The sequence below is a fragment of the Paenimyroides ceti genome (assembly GCF_030409925.1).
In genome coordinates, this window is sequence record NZ_JAUFQU010000001.1 from 16,306 (window position 1) to 38,515 (window position 22,210).

22 protein-coding genes and 1 pseudogene are annotated in these 22,210 nt (G+C 35.5%); 8 read left to right on the plus strand and 15 right to left on the minus strand.

Annotation, left to right across the window (positions count from 1 at the left end):
• Positions 1–38: 38 nt before the first annotated feature.
• From QW060_RS00090 to QW060_RS00125, 8 genes are all read right to left on the minus strand, one after another.
• Positions 39–617 (minus strand): outer membrane beta-barrel protein, encoded by a 579-nt coding sequence (locus tag QW060_RS00090; RefSeq protein ID WP_290361705.1) that lies wholly within the window; start codon positions 615–617, stop codon positions 39–41.
• 84 nt (positions 618–701) lie between these two features.
• Complete coding sequence (locus tag QW060_RS00095) at positions 702–3,737, minus strand: AAA family ATPase (RefSeq protein ID WP_290361706.1); 3,036 nt, start codon at positions 3,735–3,737, stop codon at positions 702–704.
• 2 nt (positions 3,738–3,739) lie between these two features.
• On the minus strand, positions 3,740–4,969 hold the full coding sequence (locus tag QW060_RS00100) for a metallophosphoesterase family protein (protein ID WP_290361707.1): 1,230 nt from the start codon (positions 4,967–4,969) through the stop codon (positions 3,740–3,742).
• A 1-nt stretch (position 4,970) separates the two neighbouring features.
• Positions 4,971–5,147 carry a hypothetical protein gene (locus tag QW060_RS00105; protein WP_290361708.1) on the minus strand — a complete coding sequence of 59 codons (177 nt, stop codon included), beginning with the start codon at positions 5,145–5,147 and terminating at the stop codon, positions 4,971–4,973.
• A 105-nt stretch (positions 5,148–5,252) separates the two neighbouring features.
• Positions 5,253–5,996 (minus strand): DUF3575 domain-containing protein, encoded by a 744-nt coding sequence (locus QW060_RS00110; RefSeq protein ID WP_290361709.1) that lies wholly within the window; start codon positions 5,994–5,996, stop codon positions 5,253–5,255.
• Between the two features lie 110 nt (positions 5,997–6,106).
• Positions 6,107–7,138 carry an asparaginase gene (locus QW060_RS00115; protein WP_290361710.1) on the minus strand — a complete coding sequence of 344 codons (1,032 nt, stop codon included), beginning with the start codon at positions 7,136–7,138 and terminating at the stop codon, positions 6,107–6,109.
• Complete coding sequence (locus tag QW060_RS00120) at positions 7,131–8,264, minus strand: 1-acyl-sn-glycerol-3-phosphate acyltransferase (protein WP_290364649.1); 1,134 nt, start codon at positions 8,262–8,264, stop codon at positions 7,131–7,133. Before QW060_RS00120 ends, QW060_RS00115 begins: the two co-directional genes overlap by 8 nt.
• A gap of 57 nt (positions 8,265–8,321) precedes the next feature.
• Positions 8,322–9,095 (minus strand): TatD family hydrolase, encoded by a 774-nt coding sequence (locus QW060_RS00125; protein WP_290361711.1) that lies wholly within the window; start codon positions 9,093–9,095, stop codon positions 8,322–8,324.
• A gap of 35 nt (positions 9,096–9,130) precedes the next feature.
• Here QW060_RS00125 and QW060_RS00130 point away from each other — a divergent pair, with 35 nt between their 5' ends.
• On the plus strand, positions 9,131–9,580 hold the full coding sequence (locus QW060_RS00130) for a retropepsin-like aspartic protease (protein ID WP_290361712.1): 450 nt from the start codon (positions 9,131–9,133) through the stop codon (positions 9,578–9,580).
• Here the strand turns inward: QW060_RS00130 and QW060_RS00135 are convergent.
• The gene (locus QW060_RS00135; RefSeq protein WP_290361713.1) at positions 9,566–10,147 is read right to left on the minus strand and encodes a DUF3109 family protein; all 582 of its coding nucleotides are present in this window, start codon (positions 10,145–10,147) and stop codon (positions 9,566–9,568) included. The genes QW060_RS00130 and QW060_RS00135 overlap by 15 nt on opposite strands.
• 167 nt (positions 10,148–10,314) lie before the next feature.
• Between QW060_RS00135 and QW060_RS00140 the strand changes: the two are divergent.
• Positions 10,315–10,835: pseudogene (locus tag QW060_RS00140) on the plus strand (MarC family protein).
• A 54-nt stretch (positions 10,836–10,889) separates the two neighbouring features.
• Here QW060_RS00140 and QW060_RS28010 read toward each other — a convergent pair.
• Positions 10,890–11,021, minus strand: coding sequence for a hypothetical protein (locus QW060_RS28010; protein WP_317623155.1), 132 nt, complete (start codon positions 11,019–11,021; stop codon positions 10,890–10,892).
• 52 nt (positions 11,022–11,073) lie between these two features.
• Between QW060_RS28010 and QW060_RS00150 the strand changes: the two genes are divergently transcribed.
• On the plus strand, positions 11,074–11,676 hold the full coding sequence (locus tag QW060_RS00150) for an FAD-dependent oxidoreductase (RefSeq protein ID WP_290361715.1): 603 nt from the start codon (positions 11,074–11,076) through the stop codon (positions 11,674–11,676).
• Between the two features lie 26 nt (positions 11,677–11,702).
• On the opposite strand, the gene QW060_RS00155 is transcribed toward QW060_RS00150, so the two are convergent.
• Positions 11,703–12,752: a 2Fe-2S iron-sulfur cluster-binding protein gene (locus QW060_RS00155; protein ID WP_290364650.1), complete on the minus strand. Its 1,050-nt coding sequence runs from the start codon at positions 12,750–12,752 to the stop codon at positions 11,703–11,705.
• 140 nt (positions 12,753–12,892) lie between these two features.
• Here QW060_RS00155 and QW060_RS00160 point away from each other — a divergent pair, with 140 nt between their 5' ends.
• From QW060_RS00160 to QW060_RS00175, 4 genes are all read left to right on the plus strand, one after another.
• Positions 12,893–13,237, plus strand: coding sequence for a PadR family transcriptional regulator (locus tag QW060_RS00160; protein WP_290361716.1), 345 nt, complete (start codon positions 12,893–12,895; stop codon positions 13,235–13,237).
• Between the two features lie 123 nt (positions 13,238–13,360).
• Positions 13,361–14,062, plus strand: coding sequence for a hypothetical protein (locus tag QW060_RS00165; protein WP_290361717.1), 702 nt, complete (start codon positions 13,361–13,363; stop codon positions 14,060–14,062).
• A gap of 126 nt (positions 14,063–14,188) precedes the next feature.
• Positions 14,189–17,134 carry a M16 family metallopeptidase gene (locus QW060_RS00170; protein WP_290361718.1) on the plus strand — a complete coding sequence of 982 codons (2,946 nt, stop codon included), beginning with the start codon at positions 14,189–14,191 and terminating at the stop codon, positions 17,132–17,134.
• 213 nt (positions 17,135–17,347) lie between these two features.
• Positions 17,348–17,755 (plus strand): hypothetical protein, encoded by a 408-nt coding sequence (locus tag QW060_RS00175; protein ID WP_290361719.1) that lies wholly within the window; start codon positions 17,348–17,350, stop codon positions 17,753–17,755.
• A gap of 31 nt (positions 17,756–17,786) precedes the next feature.
• On the opposite strand, the gene QW060_RS00180 is transcribed toward QW060_RS00175, so the two are convergent.
• The 4 genes from QW060_RS00180 to QW060_RS00195 form a co-directional block, all read right to left on the minus strand.
• Positions 17,787–18,029, minus strand: coding sequence for a hypothetical protein (locus tag QW060_RS00180; protein ID WP_290361720.1), 243 nt, complete (start codon positions 18,027–18,029; stop codon positions 17,787–17,789).
• Between the two features lie 44 nt (positions 18,030–18,073).
• Positions 18,074–18,709 carry a nitroreductase family protein gene (locus tag QW060_RS00185; RefSeq protein WP_290361721.1) on the minus strand — a complete coding sequence of 212 codons (636 nt, stop codon included), beginning with the start codon at positions 18,707–18,709 and terminating at the stop codon, positions 18,074–18,076.
• A gap of 62 nt (positions 18,710–18,771) precedes the next feature.
• On the minus strand, positions 18,772–19,335 hold the full coding sequence (locus QW060_RS00190) for a 5-formyltetrahydrofolate cyclo-ligase (RefSeq protein WP_290361722.1): 564 nt from the start codon (positions 19,333–19,335) through the stop codon (positions 18,772–18,774).
• Entirely contained in the window at positions 19,328–20,305 is a 978-nt protein-coding gene (locus QW060_RS00195; RefSeq protein ID WP_290361723.1) for a succinylglutamate desuccinylase/aspartoacylase family protein, read from the minus strand. The genes QW060_RS00190 and QW060_RS00195 overlap by 8 nt, the downstream gene beginning before the upstream one ends.
• A gap of 106 nt (positions 20,306–20,411) precedes the next feature.
• On the opposite strand from QW060_RS00195, the gene uvrC reads away from it, so the two are divergent.
• The gene (uvrC, locus tag QW060_RS00200; protein ID WP_290361724.1) at positions 20,412–22,208 is read left to right on the plus strand and encodes an excinuclease ABC subunit UvrC; all 1,797 of its coding nucleotides are present in this window, start codon (positions 20,412–20,414) and stop codon (positions 22,206–22,208) included.
• Positions 22,209–22,210: the final 2 nt, after the last annotated feature.

The window sequence follows — 22,210 nt, forward strand, 5'->3', positions numbered from 1 at the left end:
TACTAAAGCCTCTTTTTCCTATTCGATAATCGTAAAGATTATTTTTTGCCTGGTAAATAAATTTGGAAACCTACTGCAAAACCTAAACCATTCTGAGCCTGAGCTGAAGAAGCGTTTGATTTTGAGTAATTGTATCCCGCAATAGCTTCTAATGCTACGTTTTGTGAGATAAAATGTGCATAACCTGCACCTATACCAAATGCAAACGAAGTGTCTGATGTTCCTCCGTTAGAACCTGAAATACCGATTTCACCCTGTCCGAAGAAACGGCCTGTAGAACTTGCTCCTTCAGGAAAGTAATATCTTACGAATGGCATTACACCATAGTTCCAGATATTATCACCGTCTTTTACAGTTTCTAAACCTGCATTTACTCCTAAACCAATTGCAATTCCATCAGAAATGAAATAACCGGCTCTTGGGGTTACGTTGATATTAAAGTTTTCTCCCTCAAATGAATAACCTAAAGATCCTAAAGAACCTCCAATCATCCAGTTTCCTTGCTGAATAGGTTTAGTACCTACTTTTTCAGCATATTGAGGTGTAGTAATTTCCTGAGCGTTTACAAAACTTACTGCAGAAAATAAAAGTCCGATTAAAAATAAATTCTTTTTCATGTGTAAATTAATATTTGATTTAACATTTATAAAACAAATAATGTGCCAAAACTGACAAAATTTAAGATAAAATTATCTTAAAAACTAATTTATTTTTATTAAACTGCCTCTTTCAGAGTCTTTTACAACGGATACAGAAGCTGGAATGCGCTCCTGCAGTTCCTCAACATGAGAGATGATACCTACAATTCTGTTTTCATTGCGCAAATTGTTAAGCGTTTCAAAGATCAGATTCACTGACTCATTGTCTTGTGTTCCAAAACCTTCATCAATAAAGAAGAAGTTTTTCTCATTTTTGTTCAGGCTTCGGGTGTTTTCCGCCAAAGCAAGAGCAAGACAAAGAGAGGCCTGAAAAAATTGCCCGCCCGACAAGGTTTTTACGGAACGCTGTCTATCCGAATTCAGATGGTCAACAACTTCAAAATCGTTATCTTCATTAATAACCAAGGTCAGCTGTCCTCTCGTAAGTCTTTCAAAACGCTGATTGGCGATACAGCACAATTCTTCGAGGTATTGAGTAGAGATAAAATTTACAAAACCACTTCCTTTAAACAGATTCATTAAAACACTAAGGTTTTTAGACCGTAAATCGAGTTGTTCAAGCTGTTCTGATAATTTCTTTTTTTCTGTACTGCGTTTTTTGTGTTCTTCTAATTGATCTTTAACGGATTTTATTTCGCCAATTAAGATTTCTCTTCCCTCTTTCAATTGTTGATAGTTGAGTAAAACTGCGTCATAATAAGAAGCATCCCATTGTTGGTTTTTGGTTTTTTCTTCGAGTTGGGCTACTGTGTGTTCTGTCAGGTGAAAACGATCTTCAAATTCACGTATTTCTTTGTGACAGGTTTCTGTATCAAGATTGAGAGAGAGAATAGCGAGAACTTCTTCTATGGTCTCAAAATTATTTTGATGTAACAAAAGTTGGATAGAGGTAGAATAGGTCCTAACAGCATTTTCTATCTCAGCAACACTTTTCTCCTGAGAGGTTTTCTGATATTCAAGGCGTATCATATCTGTCTGAACCTTCTCTTTTAAAGCAATCAGCGTTGTGTAACGCTTTTCATTAGTTTGTACGGTTTCAGTAATTTTTTCCTTCTTGGATACAATATCTTCTTTAGTGAGATTCAGGTAATCTTCTGTATTCAATTGTTTGAAAGCCTCTTTAAGCTGCCCTATAGAACCTATTTTTTGAGAGGCATCTTTTTCAATATTTTTTACAGCTGAAGTATATTTTTCCAATTCTCCTTGAAGCTTTTCTACTTCACTGTTTATGGATTTCAGTTCTATCTCATGGTTCTCAATTTCTTTTTCAATTTTCTGCGAAGTTTCTTTTACAGTATGAAATGTAGTATAGTCTTCTGCATCAAAATCATCCCATATAAAAGCTTCCTGATGCTTCTTTAGTGAAGCAAGAGTAGCTTCTTTTGTATCCTTTTCATTTTTCAGGTCATGGTGCAGCAATTCCGTTTTACCGGTAATGATTTCTAATTGATTCTGAAGCTGGATCAACTGATCCAGATTTTTTGAAAGTTTCTCATATTGTAAATCAAATTCCTGTAAGCGTTCTGTTACATCGCTACTTTTCATAATATGCGGATGATCTTCTGAGCCGCAGAGAGGACATGGGATTCCATTATGCAGTTCATCTGCATACTGTACCAGTTGCTTTTGAACATTAAGCTGGTTGATATGTTGCTGTGTCTGATGTATCTGTTCTTTCAATTCCAGATTTCTTTGCATCAGAGTTTCTTTAGCCGTTTCTGGTTTTAGCTGGTGCTCAATGAAAAATTGCTGTAATTCTGTTTGCATTACTTCTTTATCGGCGATTGTTTTGAGCGATTGCTCAAGATGCTGATTAAGGGTTTTATTTTTTTGAAACCAGGCTTCAACCGCAAACAGAAGACCTGTGTCAGCTTTCTGTCGTTTGAGATACTCTGTTTTTTCTTTTTTTAATGTAAGTTCTTTCTGTTTGGAATCAAGGTTTTTTTTGGTGTTTTCAATAAAGACAGCAGCCTTTTGTAATCGATTATTGATGGTGTCAAGTTCTCCTAACTGCTTTTTGTACGAAAGCATATTTTCCAGATCAGCTATAAGAATTTTATAATATTCGTTTTTTGAAATTTCATCATTAATTTTTTCAAATTCGGATGCAACATCTTCTGTCTGAGCTTTTTTCTTGCTGAGTTTCTCTTCTGTATCTTTTAATGCTTCTTTCTGACGTTGAAAGTTGTCTGATTCTTTCTCAAAAGCCTCTAAAAGGTTTTTAAAGGTTTTTTCTGTTTTTTCAAAAAGGATGACACGCTGTTTTAAATCTGTAATGGCTTGTTTTTGCTGCTTCATCAGTTCTAATTCCTGCCTTCTTTCTATGAGATCAGATTGCAGTTTTTTCATCTCATGCAGTTTATTGATCTCTTCCTCCTTAACCGTAAATTCTTTTTCTTTAAGGATCAAAGAGGCTTCCTTATGCTCTAAGTTTTGTGTCAGAGCAGTAAAAGTCTCTTCTGTATAATCCGTCAGTATTTGTAAAGAGCCCTGTATCTGTTCTACAGCCGATTGGTTAACCGATTTCAGGTCGGCAGCTTTTTGATACAGATCATATCTGTCGAGATTAAAAAGCTCTTTCATCATGATGGATCTATCAGTTCCTTTTAACTCTAAAAACTCTTTAAACTGACCCTGAGGAACAATTACTGTACGGTTGAAGTTCTTATAACTGATGCCGATGACTGCTTCTGCATCGTTACTTTCAAGAGGAATTTTTATACCGTTTTCATATACATAGGCTTTGCGTTCAATAGTAGAAACTTTTTCAAAATTTTTACCATTCCTTTTCCATCCGGCTTCAAAAGAGTATTTTTTATTTTCTTTTCCTATAAACTCAAAAACAATTTTCAGATGATCGGTATTGAGATTCATCATATTATAGGCTCTGTTTTTTGAGTTGAGACGATTTGTGTCTCCATACAGAGCAAAAGTCATGGCCTCCAGAATAGAAGATTTTCCGGAACCTACTTTTCCGAATATACCAAATAATCCGGCTTCAGTAAGTCGGGTAAAGTCTATTTCCTGTTTTGTCTTGTAGGAATAAAGGCCGTCAATAGATAGGTAAATTGGAAGCATAATTAAGTGTCTTTATCAGTCTGATTTCCTAAAACCTCTTTAAATATTTTTAGCAAATCTTCTGAGGGCAACTGATCATTATTTCTGTTTTTATAATATGTGATGAAATTTTCATCAATACTTTTATTTCTTCTGGACGATAGTTCGCTATCCGTTATTCGTACAGAGTTACCCAAAACCTCAGGAATGATATAAATAATACCACTATGTGCTTTTTCAATACGTTTTTTGTCGTTTTGAGATATTGAGGTATCAGTGACCAATGTAAGCTCTACTAAACAATCCGGATTGTTTTCGAGCCAGCTGACAGCTGTATTGATATCATACATTTTTTTACGAATAAGCGGCTTTCCTTGTGTAAGCGCAATAGGAGAATAGCTCACCTCTTGTCCGGGAACGGCTTCAATGATAACGACCTTTTTTTCCTGATCGGCTTCAGAGAATGAATATTGCAAAGGACTACTGGAATAAACCACAGGAGCGTTATGCCCTCCGATTTCCTGATAGCGGTGTAGATGGCCCAGAGCAGTATATTGTATTTGTCGGGGAATGGCGTCAGTGTAGACAATATCGGCAAAACCAATCCGCAATGGTTTTTCACCTTCTGGTTCTTCCAATACAGGACCTCCCCGTTTGTTCATATATAAATGAGTAGTAAGCAGGTTGACTCCTTTTTCGTCGCAATATTTATCTGCTAACTCCTGCCAATTTTTAGATAAAACCTCGTTAAGACCGATTTGTTCGTTTTCTCCAAGATATTCTTTAAGTCGATGCTCATTGGCGAAAGGAGTAATAAGTAAACGCAGGGGATACGAGTAGTGTGGTAATTGTATTTCTAAAAAACCTTTTTCACCTTTGGTAACAGCAAAGTTGTTTTCTACTGTAAAAGCTGAAAATTCGAGTGTAGGTTTACCAGCGAAAAGAATTCCGTTTTCGCGTGCCAATACATCTGGAGAATCAATTCTATCCGGAGAATCATGATTACCGGCTATCGCTATAACAGGTCTTTTTCCGTTGTTGGTCAACCTTTTTAAGGTTTTATATAAAAGTTCTATTGCTTCAGTGGGAGGGTTGAAATTATCATAGAGATCGCCAGCAACCAATACCACATCTGCTTTTTCCCGGTCAGCGATAGTGCAGATCTCATTGAGCACAGCAACCTGTTCTTCAAAACGGGAAAAATAATCGAGTCTTTTGCCCAGATGCCAGTCTGCTGTATGAAGGATTCTCATCTTATTCCTGTTTTCCTGATTCTTTGTCGTTATTGAGTTTGTTATAGATGGTTTGCAACTTTTCTTTTCGAATGCGCTCTGTCTGTTGTTCTTTGGTTTTTTTCTGATCGACTTTCTTTTTATGAGCCAGTCGGTTGGTTTCGTTTCTTCTTCCCATATCTGAATAAATCGTATGCAATTTACGGTATATTTTTATATTTTACAGAAGAAGTGGATTTTATAGAAACGACAAATGAGAGTGTTTAAGTCAATGACGTTAGTAAAGAATAATATATAGATTTGTTTAAAAGCGGTATCCAAGAGAAAATCCTGTTCGGATACCTGCCCATGGACCTTTGAAACGGGCTGTGGCACCTTTATCGTTCACCACATATTCCACTTTGAGCATAGGAATATCGAAATTACTCAGTTCGCCTTTATACTCTTCAATTTCATATTCTGATAAATCTTTACTTCCGGAAAATTTTCCGTTCGAAAACCCAAAATGAGGTCCCATAATCATCCAGTCCAGATAAAAATGTTCTGAAAGCCTCCATTGGGCTCCGAGTGAAAAACCACCTGAGAAAGCATTCAAACGACCTGAAATAGGAAAAGAATCTGTTCTTCCCTGTTCAACTTCTATTTCAAGGTTAATATCTCCTTTATAAGTAGAATATCGAACAAACGGAGCAATGTAAAAACCTCTGAAAGCCGATTGCCCCAGATAGAAACGTACTTCAGGTGTAAAAAGAAATCCTGAGACTTTAAATGTTTTGGCATATTGATAAGTAAAGTCATCATCTATAATGCTTTCAAACTGAGATAAGAAAGGAAGCTTACCACGCGTCATAAAATTCACATTAGCTGCCAATGTAGTCTTGTTCCCGATAGCTCTTTCATATTGTAAAGAAACATTTCGGGCTGCAAAAGCCATCATATTTATTTTAATAATGTTTTGAGTGTCCACAGGGGCTACTTCATCTAAAGAAGAAGAAAATTCTTGTGCTTTTCCGCTCAGGACAATAAAGCACAAAAAGAGGAGTAGCAAATTTTTTTTCATAACAAAGCATTCTCTGGTCTATCAAATATAAAGATTTATGTAGATAGTTATAGAAAATTAATCTGAAAAAAAAGTGTAAAAGAAGGTGAAATAGAAAATTAATAAGACATTTCTCCGCAAATAGGGGTTTCAAATTGTTTTTTGAAATCAGCAGTAGGAATCTGTTTGCCCAATAAATACATGAGTTTGGTTATAGCCGCTTCTGTGGTAATATCTTTTCCTGAAATTACTCCGATTTCTTTTAAAGCAGTACTGGTTTCGTATTGGCCCATGTTGACACTCCCTCCTGAACATTGGGTAACATTAATTACCTTCAGTCCTGCAGTAATTGCCTTTTGTAAGGGATCGATAAACCAGGAACCGGATGGAGCATTACCCGCTCCAAAAGTTTCTAAAATAAGACCTTCTAACCCCGGAATCGCTAAGAAAGCATTGAGAGCCTGTACGGTAAGCCCAGGGAAAAGTTTTATTATGGCCACATTTGAAGACATTTTTTTGTGTATATGAAAAATGTGATCTGCTGAAGAGTGGTGTAATAAGGTATGGTTGACGGTTAAATGTACTCCTGACTCTGCAATATGCGGGAGATTAGGTGATGTAAATGCATTGAAGTGCTCAGCACTGATTTTTGAGGTTCTGTTACCTCTGTAGAGTTTGTATTCAAAATATAAACCCACTTCCTGAATAACCGGGACTTTATTTTCTGTCAGAGCCGCAAGCTGAATTGCTGTTATGAGATTTTCTTTTGCATCTGTACGCAGATCGCCGATTGGTAGCTGTGAACCGGTCAAAATTACGGGTTTCTGAATGTTTTCCAGCATAAAGCTCAGCGCTGAGGCGGAGTATGACATGGTATCTGAACCGTGCAGAACGACAAAGCCGTCAAAATTTTTATAATTATTTTCGATTACTTCTGCCATTTGTACCCAATGTGCCGGATTCATATCAGAAGAATCAATAGGATTTTCAAAAGAAAACGTTTCTATGCTACAATCTAAAAGATGCAATTCCGGAATACGTTCCAAAAGCTGATTGAAATTAAAAGCTTTCAGAGCTCCGGTTTGGTAATCTTTTACCATTCCTATGGTTCCACCGGTATAGATTAGCAGGATAGAGGGTTTCTTATTCATTGCCTAAGTTTGCTTTGTTAACAACCGGATTGGCATACATGGCTAAAAAGCTATTGACCAAAGCCGTATTTTCTTTATCAATGCGCAATTCAAGACGTTTCAGGAAAAGCTGTTTTTCTTTTTCTGTATAAAATGTTTCATACGCATTGGTTTTATTCAATAAGTCATAAGCGATATAATTGGTAGGCCACAATTTATAATTGGCAATAATTTGATGGTCTATAGCCTTGGCTACTGCCTGAATCTGTTTGTTGCTGTTGTCATACGTTGCTTTTATCTCATCCAATTCTTGATCAAGACAATCTCCTATATGAATATGAATGCCCTTTTTCTGACCAAGAACGCCACTCATAAGATTATTGAAATCTTCGTTTTTTTCTTTTATATATACCTCCTGATTCATTTGTGCCATCAATTGCGGCATTTTAAGTTTGTCAGTAGGATCGTATTCGTATGAAATGGAAATCGGTACAATTTTGATTTTTTTAAAATAATCCATCAGATCTTTTTCATCTGATGCCATACTGATCATTTTTAATACTCCCGGATGCGTAGCATCGTTTCCGTCTTTTGTTCTTCCTTCGCGCTGAGCAATCCAAACCGAGCGGTTTTCTTCTGACAACAGATGATAAATGTACTCAGACATAAGTTTTGAGTTCATCAGTAATTCTCTTGGAGAAAGATTTCTTTTTACCAAAAAATTCCTGTTAAGATGTGCCAGAATGAGTGTAAATGCTTTTTGTACAAGATTATCGCCTATAGCTGAGGCTGTCATAATTTTGTCATGTTCCAGAAGCTTGACATTCAGTAAGCTTGTGTCTAATAAAATGTCTCTGTGATTTGATATAAAAAGATAAGCGGTATTGTTGTCCAGTTTTTCAAATCCGGTAGTGGTGAGACCTGCTGAGGTATCTCTCAAAACACGTTGCATGGTTTGATAAATAATCTCTCTCTGAAAGTCTCTTATTGAGTGAATATTCTTATATATAGCAAGAATTTCTTCGTCTGTTTTATCGGGAAAAGTATAGGTAACCAACGCTTTCAGCATCGGGTGGGATGCAACTTTCATGACAACTTCATTGACTTCTGAATCGTCGTAAAAGCGTATTGAATCAAATTTTGACATTATCTTCATTAATTTAATTGATGCAAATGAACAACTATTTTTTATAATTCACAGGCTTTATTCGAAATTAAAGACACTTTTTGCGTTTTTTGTAGTGATATCTGCTACTTCGTGTAAAGATAAACCATAAATTTCAGATAGTTTATCTGCTACTAAGGTGAGATAGCTGCTTTCATTTCTTTTTCCACGATACGGAACAGGTGCGAGATAAGGTGCGTCTGTTTCCAGTACAATTTCTTCGATTGGAATTTCTTTCAGAAATTGGTCTATTTTTCCGTTTTTAAACGTCACTACACCACCAATTCCGAGTTTTAAATTGTAGGAGAGTGCTTTTTTTGCCTGATCGATATCTCCGGAAAAGCAATGGAATATACCGTATAGGTTTGGTGCTTTTTCTTTTTCGAGTACCTCAAACACTTCATCAAATGCATCCCTACAGTGAATGTTTATGGGAAGCTGATGCTTTTTTGCCAACTGTATCTGTTTTTGAAATGCTTCTTGTTGTATCTCCTTTGTTGATTGATCCCAGTACATATCTACACCAATCTCACCTACAGCAAAAAAGGGTCTTCTTTGTAGCTCATGTTCTACAAATTCTAATTCCTGTAAATAAGTGTTCGGTTTTACATAGCAGGGATGTAATCCCATCATGAGGTGTACATGGTCTGGAAATTGCTCTTCTACTTTATACATTTCTTTTGTATAGCCAGAATCAATGGCTGGTACAAAAAGATGCTTTACATTTGCATGAATTGCCCGTTGAATCATCTCCTCTCTGTCTTGTGAAAATTCTTCACTATATAAGTGAGTGTGTGTATCAATTAAAAGCATTTGTTTTTGTATTTTAGGTTTTATTTATTTTTAGGATGAACGATATAAACAATGAATTACACTTTATATTAAAAGATAAAGGCTATAAAAAAATCAATTTCAAAATCTCAAAAACGCAGCATCTGCTAATAAAAGTTCGCTTAAACGGAGTTTTGGGCGATTTTATTTTAGATACTGGTGCTTCTACCAGTTGTGTTGATTTTTCTGTTATTGAGCATTTTAATCTTTTGGCAACTTCTTCTCAAACAACAGCTTCTGGAGCTGGGGCAATTAATATGGCAACTAAAATTGCCAACAATAATTCCTTGTCTATCGGCCGCTGGAAAACGGATAATACCCCCATTATTATATTTGATCTCTCGCATGTAAATGCCGCTTTAGATCAGTATAAAGTAAAACCGGTTCATGGAATTATCGGTGCCGATATTCTGATGAGAAGTCATGCGATCATCGATTACGCCAATAAAAAGCTATTTCTTAGATGAGTGCTTCTGCCATTCGTCTGCTACCAGCGAGAGTTCTTTGTACCAGTCTTCTCCATATTTTCTGATCAACGGCTCTTTTAGAAACCGGTAAACAGGAACTTCGAGCTCTTTTCCAAGCGTACAGGCATCATCACAAATGTGCCATTTATTATAATTTACGGCAGAGAATTGCGAATACTCTTTTATTCTTATTGGGTATAAATGACATGAAATAGGTTTTTTCCAGCTCACTAATCCTTCATTGTACGCTTGTTCTATCGCGCATAATGCTGTATTACCGTCAAAAATAACATAAGCACATTCGCCGCCGTTGATCAAAGGAGTTTCATATTCACCATCTGATCCGATAACCCATTTTCCCTGATCTTCAATTGCTTTAATGCCTTCTGCTCTCAGATAAGGCTTTATTGTTTCATAAATTTCATCCAAAATCTCTGTCTCGTTCTCATCAAGCGGGGCTCCTGCATCACCATCAATACAACATTGCCCTTTACAGGCTGTTAAATTGCAAACAAATTCTTTTTCAATGACTTCGTCAGATACGATTGCATTTCCTATTTGAAACATTTTGTTGTTTATTTTAAATTGAACCTGCAAAGTTACAAACTTTAAAAATAGCATTGAAATTTACCATCATAAATCATTTGTATTGAGAGGAATATTAAATTTTATCGAATAACTTTGTAAAAGTGTCAGATATGAAAAAACTCTTTAAAGTATAGCTATGGAAATTAATTTTAAAGAAATTATTACAGCAGGTAGTGGTAGATCTCAGAACCAGAGTCGGACATATTCAGTCTGAAAAGGCATCTATTGTGGCAGCGGCTATCATGATTTCTTTTCTGTTTGTGGGGGAATCTATTTTATCACTGATTGGTATTGATGTCAATTCGTTTGCTGTAGCGGGTGCTTTTGTGCTTTTTTTTTAGCATTAGAAATGATATTGGGCATCCGTCTTTACAGAGATGAAGAACCGAATACGGCATCTATCGTTCCATTGGCTTTTCCGCTGATTGCAGGAGCCGGTACTATGACGACCATTTTATCGTTACGGGCAGAATTTCATACGATCAATATTGTACTGGCTATTTTACTTAATATTATTTTGGTGTATATTGTGTTGAAATTATCCGGAAAAATAGAACGGATTATCGGGTCAAACGGTCTTGGTGTCATCAGGAAAGTATTCGGAGTAATCTTATTAGCGATTGCTGTTAAATTATTTGCAACGAATGTTAAAGGCTTGTTCGTTTAGTTTTTTAATTAGTAATTTAGTTCCTTCAAAAGTTTTTATAATGAAATATGTTACTTACATTATCATCACTATAGCTATTGCTTTGATTGTTGTTAATGTTCTAAAATTAGACTTCGACAATCTTTTTAAAGGAGACAGTGTCGTTGCTTTAATATGTATTGTAGCACTTTTGTGTGCGATTTGCATATTACTTATTTTCAATATGTCTAAATCAATTGACGAAAAATCAAAATAATTCATGTTTGATGTTTTAATTGTCGGAGGTGGTGTTGCAGGAGTTTCTTGTGCTCTGATTCTTGGATCAGCACATAAAAAAATATATGCCCAAAATAAAAGAATAGGAATTATTGCTCACCAAAAAGCCTCACATTTACAAGATGCCCTTTTTAATAATGTGTATGGTGTAAAGCCAGGAACATTGGGAAGTGATTTACTGCAAAGTTCTCTCAGAGATTTGTCAGAAACATATCCTCATGTAGAACAGATAGCAGATGAAAAGGTGATGAAAATAGAAAAGGTGTCTGATCATTTTATGGTATATACTAATAAAAACAGCTACGCTTCAAAAATCATCGTTATCGCTACCAATTATGGAAATGCCTTTAACATTGAGGGTCTTATGCAGTATGTGATTCCACATAAAAAATCAATTGCTGAGAAGAAGAGGATTCAGTTGGTTAATGAAGATCATCTGGTGACGCAGGGAATATATGCGGCAGGTAGCATTGCCGGGCACAGAAGTCAGCTTTCAATAGCTGCCGGAAGTGGAGCTGCTGTAGCTACCGATATACTTACTTTATGGAATGGAGGAGCAGATGCTCAGAGTCATGATAAGAAATAAAAAAGACTGCTATAAGCAGTCTTTTTTTAAACATCATCATAATCGACATATATTTCATCTGAAGTAACATACGCCTGACATGATAAGATCAGACCTTCAGCGATTTCATTGTCAGTAAGAATATGGTTTGTCTTCATTTCTACAGTACCTTTCACTACACGGCACATACATGAACTGCAAATACCACCTTGACAGGAGTATGGCGCATCAATGCCTTGTTTGAGTGCTGCATCCAAAATATCAGTTTGTTTTGAGATTTCAAAAGTAGTTTCCACATCATCGACCAATACGGTTATTGTAGCAGTACCTTCGGTTTTTATGATTTCATTTCCATCGTTAGAAGGAGTGAACAATTCAAACAGAACAGCATCTTCAGGTACATTGTTTTCTCTTAATACATTACCCACCAGAGCGATCATGTCTTCAGGACCACAAACGTAAAAGGCTTTGAAATCAGTTCCTTTGTGTTTGTTATTAATAACAAAATTGATAGTAGATTTTTCAATACGACCGAAAAGAGTTCCTTCCGGATGAACTTTAGTAAAGGTATAGTATACATAAAATCGGCCTATATATTTTTGTTGTAATTCGTGAAGCTGACTGTAAAAGATAGTGTCTTCCGGTCTTTTATTTCCATAAACCAGAACAAAAGTACTTTCCGGTTCGTTTTCCAGAACCGATTGAGCAATTGATATTACGGGAGTGATACCGCTACCAGCCGCAAAAGCAGCATAATTATTTCGGACATGAGGCTGAGGTTCAAAAATGAATTTCCCTTCCGGTACGCCTACTTCCAATGAATCTCCAATCTTCAGGTTTTGAGTTGCAAAAGTAGAAAATACACCGCCATCGATTCCTTTTACAGCAATTCGTAATTCTTTACTGTTGGGAGAAGAACAGATAGAATAAGCTCTTCTGATTTCTTTTCCCTCATGCATATATTTGATGTTCAAATATTGCCCGGCAATAAATTGATACGAAGCTTTTAATGGTTCAGGAACTTCAAATGCTATGGAAACAGCCTGACTGGTTTCCTTACGGATATCCTTAACTTTTAAAAGATTGAATTTAGACATATATAATATTAATTTCTGCAAATGTAGAAAAAATATAAAAACTTCCTTTATGACATCTGTCACCTTTATGAAATCTTTATGCATAGAATTTGGATGTATAAGTATTTTATGTATATTTGCTATACCTAAATTGTTTATCGATGAAAAAGCAACAGCAACTCTATAAAGGGAGTTTGAGTACTATTATTATGAAACTTCTAGAGCAAAAAGGAAAAATGTACGGTTACGAAATCACACAAAAAGTAAAAGAGATTACAGGGGGAGAGATGAATATTACCGAAGGAGCATTATACCCTGCCTTACATAAACTGGAGGCTGAAGGTCATCTTGATGTGGAAATGGAGAAAGTGGATGGAAGAATCCGTAAATATTACAGATTGACGGAAAGCGGTGAAAAGGAAACGGTTTCACGTATGGAAGAGCTTGAAAATTTTATACGCAATATGCAAACGATTGTACGCCCTGATTTTGGTGTGGATCTATAAAAGATTAGAATCTACTGATTTTCGGATGTATCAGATAAATATGCTGTGTCATAATATACTTTCTTTATAGTTTGTAAGTATTTATGGAGGGTTTTAATTGGCAAGAAACAAATAACTGAAAAGATGAAAAAAATTAACGAGCAACAAGTAGAATTACTTTTTGAATTTACGCGGAAACATTTTGTTGAATACTATGATGTTCAGGTAGAACTTGTAGACCACTTAGCAAATGGTATTGAAGAACAATGGCTGACACAACCCAATCTGACTTTTGATGAAGCTTTGAAAATAGAGTTTAAAAAATTCGGTATTTTCGGGTTTACGGATCTTGTAGCAGATAAGCAAAGTGAATTGAGTCGTTATTACTATAAATTGATCTGGAATGAATTTAAGAATTTTTTCAACTTTCCCAAAATCATCCTAACCACTGGTTTGTTGTTCTTCTTTTATAATGTATATGCTCTAATAGGAGCAAATTTTACAGTTGCTTATTTAGGGTATACGTTTTTTATGGTAGCATTGCTTGTTTATTGTATGATAGATAATCTGATGTTTGTTAAAAAGCTTAAAAAAATAGAAACAGATAAAAAATGGCTGATTACAGGCGTTTCGCGTGTTGTATGTTGGACGCCTTTGTTTTTAGGCTTTTATTTAAGTAACAGTCTCTTTGGTTTTTTTGAGGATTCTCCGGCAATGACATCATCAGGATTGATAATTATAACCCTTATTTCTACTGTAAACAGCTTGTTGTTTCTGATTGTAAAAACAAAAATAAAACCTTTGTTTCTTGAGGAAGTGAAACTGGTGCAAAAACGTTTTGCATAATAGTTTTCTAATGAATGAAGAATTGTTTTAGTATAAAATGAAAATTAAAGACTACTTTCTGTAAACAATTCAAAATTATGAGCTAAACTTCTTATATTTGGTCTGAATAAAAAATCAGATATTAAGATGAAAAGATTTTTAAAATCCGCTGTCACAGTTGCTTTTATCTTCTTTATTTCAATGAATACTGCTTTTGCTCAGATGAGAACACATGAGTGGAAGGAGGCTTCTGAAGGAGGATATACTTATAAATATGTGACCAATGACCCCACAAACTCACGTTTTTATACTCTCAAAAACGGATTGACAGTTATATTGAGTCCTTCTAACAAAGAGCCGCGTATTCAGACCTACATTGCTACTAAAGCAGGTAGTAAGACGGATCCGGAAACCCACACCGGTTTAGCTCACTATTTGGAACATATGCTGTTTAAAGGAACAGATAAATTCGGTTCAAAAGACTGGACAAAAGAAAAACCGTTATTAGATCAGATAGATGCTTTATACGAAAGATATAATTCAACTACTGATGAAAACAAGCGTAAGGAAATCTATAAAGAGATAGACCGTGTATCCGGAGAGGCAGCAAAGTATGCCATTGCCAATGAGTACGACAAGCTTATGAGCAGTATGGGAGCAGAAGGAACCAATGCTTTTACTTCTTTTGAGCAAACGGTATATGTAGAAAACATTCCAAGCAATGTTATGGATAAGTTTCTGGCAGTACAGAGCGAGCGTTTCAGAAATCCGATTCTTCGTTTATTTCATACGGAATTGGAAGCTGTGTATGAGGAGAAAAACAGAGGTCTTGACAATGATGGACGTAAGGCTTTTGAAACCATGTTTGCGGCTATGTTTCCTAATAATAATTATGGAAAACAAACTACTATCGGTACTATCGAACACTTGAAAAACCCATCACTAAAAGCAATCAGAGAATATTTTACAACCTATTATGTTCCAAATAATATGGGGGTAATTATGTCAGGTGATTTTGACCCTACAGAAACGGTTAAAAAGATCGATGCTGCATTCAGCTATATGAAGTCTAAAGCCATTCCTGAGTATAAATTCGATCCTGAGAAACCAATTACAAAACCAATTGTAAAAGAAGTATACGGACCAAGTGCCGAAAGCATTATGCTTGGATTCCGTTTTCCCGGAGCAGGTACAAAAGATGCACAGATGCTTACGCTGTTAGGAAATATTCTTACTAACGGTTCGGCAGGTATGATTGATTTAAATCTGGTAAAATCTCAAAAGCTATTAGGAGCATATGCATTTCCGTATGTATTAAAAGATTACTCTATGTTGATTTTACAAGGAAACCCTACTCAGGGACAATCTTTGGATGAAGTTAAAAAATTGATTTTAGGACAAATTGATAAATTGAAAAAAGGAGATTTCCCGGATGATTTGATTGTTTCCATTATCAATAATAATAAAAAAGATGAAATCGCAACCAACGAGAGCTACAGTTCAAGAGCAAATGTGCTGATGGAATCTTTTACTTCCGAACTTGACTGGGCGAATGAATTAAGCTATAACGATCGCCTTACCCAAATTTCCAAGAAAGATATTGTTGATTTTGCGAACAAATATTTGAACAACGATAATTACGTAGCTGTTTACAAGCGCAAAGGAGAAGATAAAGATGTTGTTAAAGTTGAGAAACCACCTATTACAGCTGTTTCTGTAAACCGTGAAGATCAGTCAGATTTTCTTAAAAAGGTTAATGAAATGCCTGAAAACGAAATCAAACCGGTTTGGGTAGATTATAGTAAAGATCTTCAGAAGACGGTTTCTAATGATACCGAAATCCTTGCTGTAAAGAATAAGGAAAATGAGTTGTTCAGTATGTATTACCAGTACAATACCGGTAAATGGAACAATAAATTACTTCCTTTAGCAGTCGACTATCTTGAGTATATTGGAACCAAACAAAAATCGAGTGAAGATTTCAGTAAAGAATTCTATAAATTGGCTTCTTCATTCAATGTATCTTCTTCCAATGAAGAAACTTATATTTCTATTTCCGGACTTAATGAAAACTTTGCAGCAACAGTAAGTTTAATACAGGATTTGCTTAAAAATGCAGTTGCTGATGAAGAGGCGTTGGCTTCTTATAAAGAGGGAATCAAGCAATCACGTGCAAATGCGAAGGAAAATAAAAATGTGATTATGAGTGGATTAAGAGCATACGCAAAATACGGAGCAAAAAATCCGTTTAATGATGTTCTTACTGATGCTGAGCTGGACGCTGTTAAAGCAAGTGATTTGGTAAAAATAATCCATGATCTGACTTTGACAAAACACCGCGTATTGTATTACGGACCAAAATCTGTAGATCAATTGGCAAAGGAATTAACCCCTCTTAAAGCTAAAAATGCTAAGTATGTTGCAATTCCAAAGGCAAAAGTATTTAAAGAAGAGCCTACCGTGAAGAATAAAGTTTTATTTGCTGACTTTGATATGAAACAGGCAGAAGTTTTCTGGTTTAGAAACTCAGATAAATACAATGTTAAAAATGCACCGGTAGCTTCTTTATTCAACAGCTATTTTGGAGGAGGTATGGGAAGTATTGTATTCCAGACCATTCGCGAATCTAAGGCGTTGGCATATTCAACGTATGCGTATTTTGGACAGGCATCTAAAAAAGAAGATTTGAATTCTGTAGGTGCTTATGTAGGTACACAGGCAGATAAATTTAATGATGCCGTAGAAGGTATGAATGAGCTTTTAAATGATTTACCAGAATCTAATAAAGCATTACAGACAGCCAAAGAAAGCTTGCTGAAATCTCTTGCAAGTGAGCGCATCACGAATGCATCAATATTGATGAGCTATTTGTCTGCTGAAAAATTAGGAAATAAAACAGACATCAGAAAAGAAGTATATGACAAAGTGCCTACTTTAAACTATCCTGACTTGAAAGTATTCCATGATAAGGAAATGAAAAACAAACCTTATGTTTATTGTGTTCTGGCAAAAACAGATGCCATAAAACCGGAAGACCTGAAAAAAATAGGAGAGGTAAAAACCCTGACGCTTAAAGAAATCTTCGGATATTAATAAAATAGTTTTTTATGAAGCCCGGAACCCTATATTAGGTTTCCGGGCTTTTTTGTTACAAAGTATTTTTTTAATCTCCATGTACTCCATTATAGGGTGAAAGAAATGGTAAATAATGGTATTGTCAAAAAGTAAAATTTATCATAAATCAGATTTCTGTTCATCAGAGATTAGTATCTTTAACCTCGTCATAATGTTTAAATTCAGAATAGGATGAAAAATATAATAATGGTTTTTATACTTTCGTTATACGGATATATCGGTTTTGCACAGGATGCTGCTTTTAAAAAAGACATTGTTAGGTTTAATGAAATTACGGGCTTTACAGCTAAAATAGAAGCTGTAAAAACGGGTGTTCTTGAAAGTTTATCTGATGAGGGAAAAAAGCGTTTCTCTGAAGAATTTGATACTGCTTTTACAACGTTTAAAGAAAAATCAGCGGCATTATTTGCACAATACTATACCCATGATGATTTTAAATCTACCATTAAACATTTTGAAGAAACAAACGAGATCAGCCTTCCGGAAATTGTCAAAGGAGAAGAATTTTCGAAAGCCTATCAGAAATTAAATGAAGAGTTTAGCGTGGCTGTTCAGAAAGCCTATCTCAAAGAACAGTAAAAGATAAAAAGCAGCTCTTATGAGCTGCTTTTTATCTTTTGTTCGAATTGTTTCTTTGATTCGTATCACTCGATCTGTTTCCAGAGTTGTTACTACTGTCAGATTTGTTTACCGATCTTGAAGAACTTTCACGTGTTCCGTTATTTCGGTCTCTATTGTTATTGTTCTGTGCAGGATTCTCTCTGCCTCCGGGTTTGTTGCTGTTTTTTTGATTAAAACTTCCGCAGCTGTACAGCAAAGCAGCTGTAAATAATAGCATACATATTTTCTTCATGACAAATAGAATTTTACGAATAATATTCAAATATCAAGCCAGAATTATTTAATCTCCGTAAGAAATGTATTCTTAGGATGTCTTACTTTTTTCATATTCACAAGCCAGTCTCCTTCTGCGTCTCTTTTTCCTAACGTAAGAATTGTTGTAGACTTTAGGCCTTTTTCCTCTAATCCTAATAATTTGTCTAAGTCTGCATTAACGAAGCCTTCCATAGGAGTCGCATCTACCTTTAGCATTGCAGCAGCAGTAATCGCTATACCAAATCCGATATATGCCTGTTTTGCAGCATGTGCAGCTTGCTGTTCTTCACTCATGGCATATAGTTGAGCTTTTAGCCCTGCTTTATATTCATCAGTAGTTTCCAGAGGAAGTCCTCTTTCTGTATTCATATGATCAAAAATGGCATCAATTCGTTCATCTGTATATTTATCCCATGCTGCAAACACAAGTACATGAGAACCATCTGTAATCTGAGACTGACCGTATGCAATAGGTTGTATTTTTTCTCTCAATTCTTTGTTACTGATTGAAAAAACCTGAAAGGGCTGTAAGCCAGATGAAGTAGGTGCCAGATAAGCAGCTTCTATGATTTCATTTACTAATTCTTGCGGAACAACATAAGAATCATCCATTTTCTTTGTTGCGTATCTCCAGTTTAGTGCTTCTAATAATTGCATAATCAAATTTTTTTCAAAAATACAACAATTCTAAAAGCGGTGTCTTAATCTACGTTAATAAATCAAAAGGTATACGTTTGCTTTGGTGTGATACAGTAATCTAAAGGAATATCTGTCTCAAAAACATCATTTATATGAGAAACTGCTTCAAATAAGGAAAGACCTATTTTAATGACTTCTTTGGGACATTCCGATAAAAACTGATCGTAAAATCCTTTTCCATAACCGATTCGGTTTCCTTTTTCATCAAATGCCAGTAACGGGATAAAAACAACTTCAATGGCATCAGGTAAAACCGAAATACCACCAACCGGTTCCGGAATGTTCCATGCATTTTTTTTGATTACGGTATTGTCCGTAAGTAAGAAGTGATGCATACTGCGGGTTTCAAAATCTGTAGAAGAAATTATAATATTTTTATCTTTCCCCTGTAAGATATGCATTAGATATTCTGTGTTGATTTCCTTGTTTTCTGTAATGGGTAGAAAAATGTGGTAATTTGTTTTGTCCCAAACGGGTAGTCTGAGACTATTATTGGCGATGAGTAAGCTTTCTTCTTCAATTGTTTCTTGAGGCAATTGCAGACGCAGTTCTCTGTATTTTTTTCGTAAATCGGCTTTATTCATTTTTACTGATTAATTGTGTTGAAATGTGGTAGATAGCATCTCCCTGAAAAACAATTGGTCCCTGATTTTCATTGATGATATAGCCGGAATTCGGAGCAATAACTTTTTCTTCAACAGCACCGTATGGATCTGTGATTTTTCCTAAAATTTGTCCTTCTATGACATAATCCCCATACCTTACATCGCTGCGAAACAATCCGGAATACTGTGCTCTGATCCACGAAGAGCTTTCTATAAAAATCGTATTGTGATTCGATAACGGAACTTCAAACTTTTTGTTCAGCATGTTTAGGCTGGAGAGAAAACGCATCGATCCTTCAATACCTTCTTGTACGACTTCAGCATTGATATCCAGTGATTTTCCTCCTTCAAAAAGAATGTATTGAATGCCCAGTTCATCACAGGCATTTCTAAAAGAACCTTCAATATTCTTCGAATACAATACAAACGGTGGGTCAAATGCTTTGGCCATTTTTTCAAGTGCTTCATTTTCAAATTCGATGCGAATCTGCGGAGCATTGAAACGCGCTTTTCCACCGGCATGAAAGTCAATGACATAATCTACCAATGGTAATATGTCTTTGATCAGGCGATATGCAAACCGACTGGCGAGAGAACCGTTAGCACTACCCGGAAATACCCGGTTCAGATCCCGACCGTCAGGAAATTCCCGCGATTGGTTTACAAAACCAAAAACATTGATCAGCGGAATGCAGATAATAGTACCTATATTGGGTTCATTGATTTTCTTAGTAATCAGCTGTCTTACAATTTCTACTCCGATCAGTTCGTCTCCATGCAGTCCAGCGCTGAATAATACCGTTGGTCCAGGATGAATAGAACGCGAAACGATAACAGGGATTTTTAATTCCGTCATCGTGTGTAAAGTTGCGATTTGTAATTCGATGATTTTGGTTTCACCCGGAATTACTGTTTTATTGAGTAAAGTAAAATCTTTAAATTCAAACATCTTTTTTAATTGAGTTTTTAAATTTATAAAATATTCATCAAAACAAAGAAACGGATATCTTTTATTGCTATATAAAAACTAACTTTGTTGTATTAAAGAACAAAAAATGACGCAATTTTCGCAGATAGAGTTACAAATAAAGACCTTGCCTGACCAACCCGGTGTTTATCAGTTTTTTGATAAAGACGGCAAAATCCTGTATGTTGGAAAAGCAAAAAATCTTCGGAAAAGAGTCAATTCATATTTTAATAAGGTACATGATTATGGGAAAACCAATGTGCTGGTTCGTAAAATTGTTGCGATAAAGCACATTGTAGTGCCAAACGAAAGCGAGGCGCTTCTATTAGAGAATAACCTTATAAAAAGATTGCAGCCGAGGTACAATGTTTTGCTCAAAGATGACAAAACCTATCCCTGGATTTGTGTTAAAAACGAGCCTTTTCCCAGAGTATTTTTAACGCGGCGTATGATTAAGGACGGATCAGATTATTTCGGTCCTTATACGAGTGTAAAAACAGCACATATTCTATTAGACCTAATAAAGGAACTATATCCGTTGCGAACATGTACGTATGATCTTAGCCTTGAAAATATACGAAAAGGAAAATATAAGGTATGTCTGGAATATCATATTGGCAATTGTGAAGGACCGTGTGAAGAATTGGAACTCCTTCCTTCTTATGAAAATAAGATCAAGGCAATAAAAAATATTTTAAGGGGGAACTTTAAAGAAAATGTTAAAGAGTTTAAAGCATTAATGACACATTTTGCTCAGGATATGAAATTTGAGGAAGCTCAGAAAGTTAAAGAGAAGATAGATATTCTTGAAAACTATCAGTCCAAATCAACTGTTGTCAATCCGCGCATTACGAATATAGATGTCTTTTCTATTGTTTCTGATGAAAGCATGGCGTATGTCAATTTTCTTCAGATTGCTCACGGAGCGATCATTCGCTCTCATACACTTGAATTAAAGAAAAAGTTAGATGAAGCAGATGTCGATCTGTTGCAATTGGCAATAGTGGAACTTCGGGAAAGATTTAATTTATTATCTAAGGAAATTATTGTACCTTTTGAGGTAGATTTAGGAACGGAATTTACAATTACAGTTCCTAAGTTGGGCGATAAAAAGCAATTGCTTGATTTATCAGAAAGAAACGCAAAATATTACCGACTGGATCAGCTGAAACAGATTAAAATTGTAGATCCGGACAGACATACGAACCGGATTATGGCACAAATGAAAAAGGATTTGCGTTTGTCAGTTGAACCCAGACATATTGAATGTTTTGATAATTCCAATATTCAGGGAACAAACCCGGTAGCAGCCTGTGTTGTATTTAAAGACGGAAAGCCGAGTAAAAAGGATTATCGTCATTTTAATATAAAAACGGTAGAAGGTCCAAATGATTTTGCTTCTATGGAAGAAGTGGTGTACAGAAGATATAAAAGGCTGTTGGATGAAGAGCAGCCATTGCCACAATTGATTATTATTGATGGGGGTAAAGGACAGTTATCTTCTGCGTTAAAAAGTTTAGATGATTTAGGATTAAGGGGTAAAATTGCCATAATAGGTATTGCCAAACGTCTGGAAGAATTGTTTTATCCGGGTGATTCCGTTCCGTTATATCTTGATAAAAAATCAGAAACATTAAAAATAATCCAACACCTGCGAAATGAGGCTCATAGATTTGGTATTACCTTTCACAGAGATAAGCGCAGTAAAAATGCCATCCAGTCTACCATTACTCAGATTCCCGGAATAGGTGATAAAACAATGGAAAAATTACTGGCTGAGTTCAAATCTGTAAAAAGATTACAGCTGGCTCCGCAAACAGAAATAGAAAAAGTAATCGGTAAATCGAAAACATTAAAAGTAGTAGAATACTTTAAAAATAAATAAAC